Origin of the sequence: Streptomyces solincola, assembly GCF_002982015.1 — a bacterium.
In the GTDB taxonomy this organism is placed as follows: domain Bacteria; phylum Actinomycetota; class Actinomycetes; order Streptomycetales; family Streptomycetaceae; genus Streptomyces; species Streptomyces solincola.
The window spans coordinates 1-10,649 of the sequence record NZ_PVLV01000145.1; the positions used below are offsets into that span (position 1 = coordinate 1).

A 10,649-nucleotide genomic window follows, 5' to 3' on the forward strand; every position below is an offset into this window, starting at 1 on the left:
CCCAGGCCCCGCCGCCGGCTGCCCCCGCCCCGGGTGCTGCTGCTCGGCCTCGCCGCGCTGGCCCTGGCCGGCGGCGGGGCCTGGGTGCTCTACGGCTCCTCCTGGCTGCGGGTGGAGGCCACCGCCGTCACCGGCGTCCGGGTGCTCACCCCCGCCCAGGTCGAGGCCGCCGCCGACGTCCCCGAGGGCGCCCCGCTCGCCTCGGTGGACACCGACGCCATCGCCCGGCGGCTGAGCGAGAAGCTGCCCCGGATCGAGACGGTGGACGTCAGCCGCTCCTGGCCGGGCACGGTGGAACTCTCCGTGGTCGAACGCCGGCCGGTGCTGCTGGCCGCCGAACGCGGCGGCTACACCGAGATCGACGCCACCGGGACCCGCTACGCGAACGTCAAACGGCCGCCCGCCGGCGTACCGCTGCTGGTGGTGAAGCCGGCCGCCTCGGCCAGCCTTCGCCGTTTCGGCGCGGAGGAACTCACCCTCTCCGCCGTCACCGTGGCCGGCGACCTGCCGCGCGGGCCGGCCCGGGAGACCCGCCGGCTCACGGTCGTCTCCTACGACTCCGTCACCCTGGAACTCTCCCGGGGGCGGAGCGTGATGTGGGGCAGCGCGGAGAACGGAGCCGCCAAGTCCCGGGCGCTGACCGCCCTGATGAAGGCGGAACCGCGTGCGAAGACGTTCGACGTCAGTGCTCCGACCGCCCCGGCCGCTTCGCGCGGTTGACGCGCATATGCGCTGGCCAGCACCCTGGTTGGTCAGCGCTCCGGGTGATCACATAGGGTGAAAAGAAAAACGGGAGGTTCGGCGTGTTCGTTGAACACGCGCCACTTGTCGACTTAGTGTCCTGTTCGGAAGAGTCCTACGGACAGACACATTGGTAACCCTGAACGTGAGGTTCAGGGTTGGGGTCGGCGTTCGGGACCGTCCCAATCGGCATCCGCCGGCGCGGCGCACACGGGCGCAGCGACGGCACGTAAATCGAGGCGAGAGGCCTTCGACGTGGCAGCACCGCAGAACTACCTCGCAGTCATCAAGGTCATCGGTGTCGGCGGCGGTGGTGTCAATGCCATCAACCGAATGATCGAGGTCGGTCTCAAGGGTGTCGAGTTCATCGCCATCAACACGGACGCACAGGCCCTGTTGATGAGCGACGCCGACGTCAAGCTCGACGTCGGCCGCGAACTCACCCGCGGCCTCGGCGCCGGGGCCAACCCGGCAGTCGGACGCAAGGCGGCAGAGGACCACCGCGAGGAGATCGAGGAGGTCCTCAAGGGGGCCGACATGGTCTTCGTCACCGCCGGAGAAGGCGGCGGCACCGGCACCGGCGGCGCACCCGTCGTCGCCAACATCGCCCGCTCGCTGGGCGCACTGACCATCGGCGTGGTCACCCGCCCCTTCACCTTCGAGGGCCGGCGCCGCGCCAACCAGGCGGAGGACGGCATCGCCGAGCTCCGCGAAGAGGTCGACACCCTCATCGTCATCCCCAACGACCGGCTGCTGTCCATCTCGGACCGCCAGGTCAGCGTGCTCGACGCGTTCAAGTCGGCCGACCAGGTGCTGCTCTCCGGCGTGCAGGGCATCACCGACCTGATCACCACCCCCGGTCTGATCAACCTGGACTTCGCCGACGTCAAGTCGGTCATGTCCGACGCCGGTTCGGCCCTGATGGGCATCGGCTCGGCCCGCGGCGACGACCGCGCGGTGGCCGCCGCCGAGATGGCCATCTCCTCGCCGCTGCTGGAAGCCTCCATCGACGGCGCCCGCGGGGTGCTGCTCTCCATCTCCGGCGGCTCCGACCTGGGGCTGTTCGAGATCAACGAGGCGGCCCAGTTGGTCAGCGAGGCCGCCCACCCGGAGGCCAACATCATCTTCGGCGCGGTCATCGACGACGCCCTCGGCGACGAGGTGCGGGTCACCGTGATCGCGGCCGGCTTCGACGGCGGCCAGCCGCCGGCCCGCCGGGACCAGGTGATCGGCGCCGGCGCGCCCGCCAAGCGCGAGGAGACCCCCGCGCCCCGCTCCGTACCGGAGCCGCCCCGCCCGGCGCCCGGGCTCGGCACCGTGCCGGTGCGCGAGGAGCAGCCGCCCGCCCCGGCGCCGGTCGAGCCGGCCCCCGTCTCGGAGGCCAAGCCGAGCATCCCGGAGCCGCACCACTACCCGGACAGCCAGGCCGAAGAGCTGGACGTCCCGGACTTCCTGAAGTGACCGTGTGACGTGATAGGGCAGCACCACACAGCGAGCGGCGCGCACTTCGCCTTCACCGACCGGTGGGGCGGGGTGAGCGCCGCTCCGTATGACGCGCTCAACCTGGGCGGTGCGGTCGGCGACACGCCGGACGCGGTCCGCGCCAACCGACGCCTGGCGGCCGAGTCCCTGAAGCTGGACCCGGCCGCGGTGGTGTGGATGAACCAGGTCCACGGCCGGGAGGCCGCCGTGGTCGAAGGCCCCTGGCCGGACGGCCCGGTCCCCGCGGTGGACGCGGTGGTCACCGCCCGGCGCGGGCTCGCCCTCGCGGTGCTCACCGCCGACTGCGTGCCGGTCCTGCTGGCCGACCCGGTCGCCGGGGTGGCCGCCGCCGCGCACGCCGGACGCCCCGGGATGGCGGCCGGCGTCGTGCCGGCCGCCGTCGAGGCGATGGTCCGGCTCGGCGCGGAGCCGTCCCGGATCACCGCCCGCACCGGCCCCGCCGTCTGCGGACGCTGCTACGAAGTGCCGGAGGCCCTGCGCGAGGAGGTGGCCGCGCGCGAACCGGCCGCCTGGGCGGAGACGAGCTGGGGCACCCCCGCGCTGGACGTCACCGCCGGCGTGCTGGCCCAGTTGGCCGCGCTCGGGGTGGCCGACCGGCAGGCGTCGGCGGTGTGCACCCGCGAGTCGGCCGACCACTTCTCGTACCGCCGCGACCGCACCACCGGCCGGCTCGCCGGATACGTCTGGCTCGACCCGGCGCCGGCGGACCGCCCCCAGACGACGGAAGGCCCATGACCGACCGCAGGACCGAACTGGCCGCCAACCTCGACCGGGTGGAGGAGCGCATCGCCGCCGCGTGCCGGGCGGCCGGCCGGCCGCGCGAGGACGTGACGCTGATCGTTGTCACCAAGACCTACCCGGCGAGCGACGTGCGGCTGCTGCACGAACTGGGTGTGCGCCAGGTGGCGGAGAACCGCGACCAGGACGCCGCCCCCAAGGCAGCCGAGTGCGCCGACCTCGATCTGACCTGGCACTTCGTGGGCCAGTTGCAGACCAACAAGGTGCGCTCGGTGACCGGTTACGCCGGTCTGGTGCAGTCGGTGGACCGGGTGAAGCTCGTCGGCGCGCTGTCCACCGCGGCCGAGCGCGCCGGGCGCGACCTGGGGTGCCTGATCCAGGTCGCGCTGGACGCGGACGCCGCCGGACGCGGTGAGCGCGGCGGCGTCGGCCCGGACGGGATCGGCGATTTGGCGGACGCGGTGGCGGCCGCCCCCGGCCTCAGGCTGGACGGCCTGATGACGGTGGCGCCGCTGAGCGGTCCCTACGCCGGACGCCAACGCGCCGCGTTCGACCGGCTGATGGACCTGTCGACCCGGCTGCGTCAGGCTCATCCGGCTGCGACCATGGTGTCCGCGGGCATGAGCGCGGACCTGGAGGACGCGGTCGCGGCCGGGGCGACACATGTACGCATCGGTACGGCGGTACTCGGAGACCGACCGCCGCTCCGGTAACGTCGCGAAATAAGTCGGACCACAGTAGAAAATATGGTCAATTCCGCCGAACAGCGGACAGGCCGGGAGCCAGTGGATCGCGGGCTGTGACATGGCCGATCCACCACAGAGCGGAGGACTGGAGAGCATGGCCGGCGCGATGCGCAAGATGGCGGTCTACCTCGGCCTCGTGGAGGACGATGGGTACGACGGCCGGGGCTTCGACCCCGACGACGACTTCGAACCCGAACTGGAGCCGGAGCCCGAGCGCGACCGGCGCCACCAGCCCCCGCACCAGGCGGTCCACGCCTCCGCCCACCAGCCGCACCGCCCGGTCGAGCACGAGGAGCCGCCCCGGGTGGTGGCCCAGCCGCCGGTCCCCCGGGAGCCCGTCGCGCTGCCCGTGGAAAGCGGACGTCCGGCGCGAATCGCCCCCGTGTCATCCATCACACCCGAACGCCCGAGCCTGGAGAAGAACGCACCGGTGATCATGCCCAAGGTCGTGTCCGAGCGGGAGCCCTACCGGATCACGACGCTGCACCCCCGGACCTACAACGAGGCCCGTACCATCGGGGAACACTTCCGCGAGGGCACCCCCGTGATCATGAACCTGACCGAGATGGACGACACCGACGCCAAGCGTCTGGTGGACTTCGCCGCCGGTCTCGTCTTCGGTCTGCATGGGAGCATCGAGAGGGTGACGCAGAAGGTGTTCCTGCTGTCTCCTGCTAACGTCGATGTCACGGCGGAGGACAAGGCCCGCATCGCAGAGGGCGGATTCTTCAACCAGAGCTGAGAGCACGACACCGGGAACGACCGGCCGCGCGGCCGGAAGGACACGGGATGGACATGGGGATCAGGGGAGAGGGAAGCGCGGGATGAGCGTGGCATTGCAGGTGGTCTACATCGCTCTGATGTGCTTCCTGGTCGTCCTGATCTTCCGGCTTGTCATGGACTACGTCTTCCAGTTCGCCCGTTCATGGCAACCCGGGAAGGCGATGGTGGTCGTTCTGGAGGCCACCTACACTGTCACCGATCCACCACTGAAACTCCTTCGGCGGTTCATCCCGCCGTTGCGTCTCGGAGGCGTGGCACTCGACCTGTCCTTCTTCGTCCTGATGATCATCGTCTACATCCTGATCACTGTGGTGAGCAGCGCGATGGTGTAGCGATACGGTCCTGCCGACTGCCGACGACTACGTAGAGGTGAAGGAAAGATGCCGCTGACCCCCGAGGACGTGCGGAACAAGCAGTTCACGACCGTCCGCCTCCGAGAAGGCTATGACGAGGACGAGGTCGATGCCTTCCTCGACGAGGTCGAGGCAGAACTGACCCGTCTGCTGCGCGAGAACGAGGACCTGCGCGCCAAGCTGGCCGCGGCCACCCGCGCCGCCGCGCAGAACCAGCAGCAGGGGATGCGCAAGCCTCCGGAGCCGCAGGACCGTCCGCAGGGTCCCGGCGCCCCGGTGCCCGCCGCCATATCCGGACCGCCCGTCCAGCAGCAGCCCCCGCAGATGGGTCCGCCGCAGCTTCCCGGTGGAGCCCCGCAGCTCCCGGCCGGTCCGAGCCACGGCGGTCCGCAGGGCGGCCCCGGCGGTCCGATGGGCCAGGGCCCGATGCAGGGCGGCCCCATGCAGGGCGGTCCGATGCAGGGCGGTCCCGGCCAGATGGGCGGCCCCATGCAGGGCGGCCCCGGTCAGATGGGCGGCCCGATGGGCGGCGGCATGGGCGGCCCGATGGGCGGTCACGGCCCGGGCATGCCCCAGCCGGGTCAGGGCCCCGGCGGCGACAGCGCCGCCCGGGTGCTCTCGCTGGCCCAGCAGACCGCCGACCAGGCGATCGCGGAGGCCCGTTCCGAGGCCAACAAGATCGTCGGTGAGGCCCGTTCGCGCGCCGAGGGCCTGGAGCGGGACGCCCGCGCCAAGGCCGACGCCCTGGAGCGGGACGCCCAGGAGAAGCACCGCGTGGCCATGGGCTCCCTGGAGTCCGCCCGCGCCACGCTGGAGCGGAAGGTCGAGGACCTGCGCGGCTTCGAGCGCGAGTACCGGACCCGCCTGAAGTCCTACCTGGAGAGCCAGCTCCGGCAGCTCGAGACCCAGTCGGACGACTCGCTGGCCCCGCCGCGCTCCCCGGCCGCCCCGTCGCTGCCGCCGTCCCCGTCGATGGCCTCGGCCGGCGCCGGCGCCCCGTCCTACGGGGGCAACCAGTCGATGGGCGGCGGTCCCTCGATGGGCGGTGGTCCCTCCTACGGCGGCCAGCAGCAGATGTCGCCCGCGATGACCCAGCCGATGGCGCCGGTGCGGCCGCAGGCGCCGCAGCCGATGCAGCAGGCGCCGTCGCCGATGCGGGGCTTCCTCATCGACGAGGACGACAACTAAAGGCGCGGACGCGCGTAGCGCGGCAGGCAGTCTGTGCGAAGGGCCGGGNNGGCCGGGGGGACACGCGAAGGGGCCCGGCCGCCGGGGTGGCGGCCGGGCCCCTTCGCGGTGCCGGCGGCGCCTACGCCTTGCGCAGGCGGAAGGTGAGGGACAGGCCCTCGTCGGTGAACGGGGTGCCGAAGTCCGCCTCGCCCTGGGCGTGGTCGGTGGCCAGCACCTCGTCCGCGATCAGACCCGCGTGCTCGGTGAGCGCCTCGACCACCTCGGCGTCGGTGGAGGACCAGCGCAGCGCGATCCGGTCGGCCACGTCCAGGCCGCTGTTCTTGCGGGCCTCCTGGATCAGGCGGATCGCGTCCCGGGCCAGGCCGGCGCGGCGCAGCTCGGGGGTGATCTCCAGGTCCAGGGCGACCGTCGCGCCCGCGTCGGACGCCACCGACCAGCCCTCGCGCGGCGTCTCGGTGATGATCACCTCGTCCGGGGCGAGGGTGATGGTCTCGCCGTTCACCTCCAGGGTGGCCTCGCCGTCGCGCAGGGCCAGGGCGAGCGCGGCGGCGTCGGCGGCGGCGACCGCCTTGGCCACGTCCTGGACGCCCTTGCCGAACCGCTTGCCCAGGGCCCGGAAGTTGGCCTTGGCGGTGGTGTCCACCAGCGAGCCGCCGACCTCGGAGAGCGCGGCCAGCGAGGAGACGTTCAGCTCCTCGGTGATCTGCTCGCGCAGCTCGGGCGAGAGCGTGTCGAAGCCGGCGACGCCGACCAGCGCGCGGGACAGCGGCTGGCGGGTCTTCACCCCGGACTCGGCGCGGGTGGCCCGGCCCAGCTCGACCAGCCGCCGCACCAGCGCCATCCGGGTGGAGAGCGCCGGGTCGATCGCGGTGAGGTCGGCCTCCGGCCAACCGGCCAGGTGCACCGACTCCGGCGCGCCGGGGGTCACCGGCACGACGAGGTCCTGCCACACCCGCTCGGTGATGAACGGGGTGAGCGGGGCCATCAGCCGGGTGACCGTCTCGACCACGTCGTGCAGGGTGCGCAGGGCGGCCTTGTCGCCCTGCCAGAAGCGGCGGCGGGAGCGGCGCACGTACCAGTTGGACAGGTCGTCGACGAACGCGGACAGCAGCTTGCCGGCCCGCTGGGTGTCGTAGGCCTCCATGGCGGAGGTGACCTGGTCGACGAGGGCGTGCAGCTCGGACAGCAGCCAGCGGTCCAGCACCGAGCGCTCGGCCGGGGCCGGGTCGGCCCCGCTCGGCGCCCAGCCCGAGGTGCGGGCGTAGAGCGCCTGGAAGGCGACGGTGTTCCAGTAGGTCAGCAGCGTCTTGCGGACGACCTCCTGGATGGTGCCGTGGCCGACCCGGCGGGCCGCCCAGGGCGAGCCGCCGGCCGCCATGAACCAGCGGACGGCGTCCGCGCCGTGCTGGTCCATCAGCGGGATGGGCTGGAGGATGTTGCCCAGGTGCTTGGACATCTTCCGGCCGTCCTCGGCCAGGATGTGCCCGAGGCAGACCACGTTCTCGTAGCTCGACTTGTCGAAGACCAGGGTGCCGACGGCCATCAGGGTGTAGAACCAGCCGCGGGTCTGGTCGATCGCCTCGGAGATGAACTGCGCCGGGTACCGGGACTCGAACAGCTCCTTGTTCTGGTACGGGTAGCCGTACTGCGCGAACGGCATGGAGCCCGAGTCGTACCAGGCGTCGATGACCTCCGGCACCCGGGTCGCGGTCCCGCCGCAGTCGGGGCAGTCGAAGACGACCTCGTCGATGTACGGGCGGTGCGGGTCCAGGCCGGACTGGTCGGCCCCGGTCAGCTCGGACAGCTCGGCGAGCGAGCCGACGCAGGTCAGGTGGGACTGCTCGCAGCGCCAGATGGGCAGCGGGGTGCCCCAGTAGCGGTTGCGGGAGAGCGCCCAGTCGATGTTGTTGTTCAGCCAGTCGCCGAACCGGCCGTGCTTGACGGAGTCCGGGAACCAGTTGGTCCGCTCGTTCTCCTGAAGGAGGCGGTCCTTGACCTCGGTGGTGCGGATGTACCAGGACGGCTGCGCGTAGTAGAGCAGCGCGGTGTGGCAGCGCCAGCAGTGCGGGTAGCTGTGCTCGTAGGGCACGTGCCGGAACAGCAGGCCGCGGCCGTCCAGGTCCTTGGTCAGCGCCTCGTCGGCCTTCTTGAAGAAGACGCCGCCGACCAGCGGCACGTCCTTTTCGAAGGTGCCGTCCGGGCGGACCGGGTTGACCACCGGCAGGCCGTAGGCGCGGCAGACGGCGAGGTCGTCGGCGCCGAAGGCGGGGGACTGGTGGACGAGGCCGGTGCCGTCCTCGGTGGTCACGTACTCGGCGTTGACCACGAAGTGCGCGGGCGCGTCGAACGGGATCAGCTCGAAGGGCCGCTGGTAGGTCCAGCGCTCCATCTCGGCACCGGTGAAGCTCTCGCCGGTGGCCTCCCAGCCTTCGCCGAGCGCCTTCTCCAGCAGCGGCTCGGCCACCACCAGCTTCTCGGCGCCGTCGGTGGCCACCACGTACCGCACGCCGGGGTGCGCGGCGACGGCGGTGTTGGACACCAGCGTCCACGGGGTGGTCGTCCACACCAGCAGCGCGGCCTCGCCGGCCAGCGGGCCGGAGGTGAGCGGGAAGCGCACGAAGACCGAGGGGTCGACGACCGTCTCGTACCCCTGCGCCAGCTCGTGGTCGGACAGCCCGGTGCCGCAGCGCGGGCACCACGGGGCGACCCGGTGGTCCTGGACCAGCAGCCCCTTCTTGAAGATCTCCTTCAGCGACCACCACACCGACTGGACGTAGCTCGGGTCCATCGTCCGGTAGGCGTCGTCCAGGTCCACCCAGTAGCCCATCCGGGTGGTCAGCTCGGCGAAGGCGTCGGTGTGCCGGGTCACCGACTCGCGGCACTTCGCGTTGAACTCGGCGATGCCGTAGGCCTCGATGTCGCCCTTGCCGGAGAAGCCCAGCTCCTTCTCCACGGCCAGCTCCACCGGCAGTCCGTGGCAGTCCCAGCCGGCCTTGCGGGCCACGTGGTAGCCGCGCATGGTGCGGAAGCGCGGGAAGACGTCCTTGAAGACCCGGGCCTCGATGTGGTGGGCGCCGGGCATGCCGTTGGCGGTCGGCGGCCCCTCGTAGAACACCCACTCGGGACGGCCCTCGGACTGCTCCAGGCTCCGGGCGAACACCTTCTGCTCGCGCCAGAAGTCGAGCACGGCGTGTTCAAGGGCGGGCAGGTCTACCTGGGCTGGTACCTGGCGGTACTGCGACATCGAATCCTCCGGCGGAGTGCTGCATGCTTTCCGTCCGGAGGGACGAGAGCGCCGACTGCGCGCGGCTCCCGCGGTACCACCCTCCTTGGCGGCGCACGCTCGCGCACCGCCCCCTCATTGGGGTCGCGACGCCGGTTCTACCGGCCGGGGCGGGACCTCGGTGTCGGGTCCGTGTCCGGCTTTCTTCCGGCGGCTCCGGGGTGATGCTTCACGCCGCGCTCACCCCCGGGCTCGCACCGTCCCCGGGTCGCTCATGGCTGCGTACGACGCTACTCGTCCCCATCCACGCCTTTCGCTGCGCCCAGTGTACGGGCCGGGGCGGACACCGGCCGACCCGATTTCGAGGGTCCGATCACCCGGACCCGTCACCCGGCCCTGACGCCCCGGCCCCGAATACCTGGCGGGGAGCTGGGCACAACGGATGCAGACCGTCCCCACGGCGGCCGGGGGTGTCCGGCGGCGGGCGGCGTGCCCCGTTGCCGCGGGGCCTGAGTCGATTTATCGTCCCAGCACGATTCGCGAGCAAGATCACAGTATGTGAAGGGGCCGCGAGATGGTGGCGAGGAAGACCGCCGGGAAGGCCGTCGAGAAGACCGCGGCGAAGGCCGCGGCGAAGAAGACGGCCGCCAAGCGGGCGGCGGCGAAGACGGTGAGGAAGGCGGCGGAGAAGGTCGTGGACGCGGTCGCCGGCCGGCCCGCCGACCAGCCGCCCCGCGCCGAGGCGGCGCCGGCCGCCGAGACGCCCCGGGACGGGACGGCGAAGAAGCAGGCGAAGAAGGCGGCCGTGAAGAAGACGGCCGAGAAGAAGGCGGCCGCGAAGAAGACGGCCGAGACGAGGACGTCCGCCGGGAAGGCGTCCGCCGGGGAGGCTGCCAGGACGGCCGCCGGGACGTCTGCGGGGAAGGCGAAGAAGACGCCCGCGGCCGGGAAGGCCGCCGGGAAGTCGGCCGCCACCACCTCTGCCGGGACGAAGGCGGCGGAGAGCCTGGACGAGCGGGCCTTTCCGGACCGGGCCGCCGTGGAGGCGACCGCCGACAGGGCCGCCGTCGAGGCGTCGCCGGAGGCGGCCGGAGAGCGGCAGCCCGGCGGGCCGGGCGGCCGGAAGGCGCGGCACGCGGCGGCGGGCGGCGCGGGGGAGCGGGGCAGGAGACGCGCGGCCGGACCGGCCGCGGCAGGGGCCGCGTCCGCGGCCGAGGGGGCCGGCGAGGCCGTGGAGCAGACAGGAGCCAGGACCGTGGCAGCGAAGAAGACGGCGGAGAAGACGGCGGAGCCGACGGCCGACGAGGCCGTCGGCAGGGCGGCGGGCAAGGCGGGCAAGGCGGGCGGCAAGGGCGCCGGCTGGGGCAGGGC

Annotated in this window: 8 protein-coding genes and 1 pseudogene; 8 read left to right on the forward strand and 1 reads right to left on the reverse strand. The window is 72.5% G+C overall.

The features are described from left to right. From C6N75_RS11510 to C6N75_RS11540, 7 genes are all read left to right on the forward strand, one after another. A partial coding sequence (locus C6N75_RS11510; RefSeq protein WP_105868781.1) for a cell division protein FtsQ/DivIB occupies positions 1 to 720 on the forward strand: 720 nt, incomplete at its 5' end. Positions 721 to 996: 276 nt separating this feature from the next. After that, positions 997 to 2,202, forward strand: a complete 1,206-nt coding sequence (ftsZ, locus tag C6N75_RS11515) for a cell division protein FtsZ (RefSeq protein WP_105868774.1) — start codon at positions 997 to 999, stop codon at positions 2,200 to 2,202. A gap of 9 nt (positions 2,203 to 2,211) precedes the next feature. Beyond that, complete coding sequence (gene pgeF, locus C6N75_RS11520) at positions 2,212 to 2,979, forward strand: peptidoglycan editing factor PgeF (protein WP_105868775.1); 768 nt, start codon at positions 2,212 to 2,214, stop codon at positions 2,977 to 2,979. Then, on the forward strand, positions 2,976 to 3,695 hold the full coding sequence (locus tag C6N75_RS11525) for a YggS family pyridoxal phosphate-dependent enzyme (protein WP_105868776.1): 720 nt from the start codon (positions 2,976 to 2,978) through the stop codon (positions 3,693 to 3,695). Before pgeF ends, C6N75_RS11525 begins: the two co-directional genes overlap by 4 nt. A 127-nt stretch (positions 3,696 to 3,822) precedes the next feature. Then, on the forward strand, positions 3,823 to 4,470 hold the full coding sequence (sepF, locus tag C6N75_RS11530) for a cell division protein SepF (protein WP_105868777.1): 648 nt from the start codon (positions 3,823 to 3,825) through the stop codon (positions 4,468 to 4,470). Between the two features lie 82 nt (positions 4,471 to 4,552). Further along, on the forward strand, positions 4,553 to 4,843 hold the full coding sequence (locus C6N75_RS11535) for a YggT family protein (RefSeq protein ID WP_105868778.1): 291 nt from the start codon (positions 4,553 to 4,555) through the stop codon (positions 4,841 to 4,843). A gap of 48 nt (positions 4,844 to 4,891) precedes the next feature. Next, positions 4,892 to 6,052, forward strand: coding sequence for a DivIVA domain-containing protein (locus C6N75_RS11540; protein WP_105868779.1), 1,161 nt, complete (start codon positions 4,892 to 4,894; stop codon positions 6,050 to 6,052). A gap of 121 nt (positions 6,053 to 6,173) precedes the next feature. On the opposite strand, the gene ileS is transcribed toward C6N75_RS11540, so the two are convergent. Next, on the reverse strand, positions 6,174 to 9,299 hold the full coding sequence (gene ileS, locus C6N75_RS11545) for an isoleucine--tRNA ligase (protein ID WP_105868780.1): 3,126 nt from the start codon (positions 9,297 to 9,299) through the stop codon (positions 6,174 to 6,176). A 553-nt stretch (positions 9,300 to 9,852) separates the two neighbouring features. Here ileS and C6N75_RS11555 point away from each other — a divergent pair. Further along, positions 9,853 to 10,649, forward strand: a pseudogene (locus C6N75_RS11555) (hypothetical protein); the annotation flags it as partial.

What these genes read in the sequence shown, in the direction of transcription:
- C6N75_RS11525 (WP_105868776.1), top strand. Translation starts at nt 2,976, where the DNA reads ATGACCGACCGCAGGACCGAACTGGCCGCCAACCTCGACCGGGTGGAG.
- sepF (WP_105868777.1), top strand. Translation starts at nt 3,823, where the DNA reads ATGGCCGGCGCGATGCGCAAGATGGCGGTCTACCTCGGCCTCGTGGAG.
- C6N75_RS11535 (WP_105868778.1), top strand. Translation starts at nt 4,553, where the DNA reads ATGAGCGTGGCATTGCAGGTGGTCTACATCGCTCTGATGTGCTTCCTG.
- C6N75_RS11540 (WP_105868779.1), top strand. Translation starts at nt 4,892, where the DNA reads ATGCCGCTGACCCCCGAGGACGTGCGGAACAAGCAGTTCACGACCGTC.
- ileS (WP_105868780.1), bottom strand. Translation starts at nt 9,299, where the DNA reads ATGTCGCAGTACCGCCAGGTACCAGCCCAGGTAGACCTGCCCGCCCTT.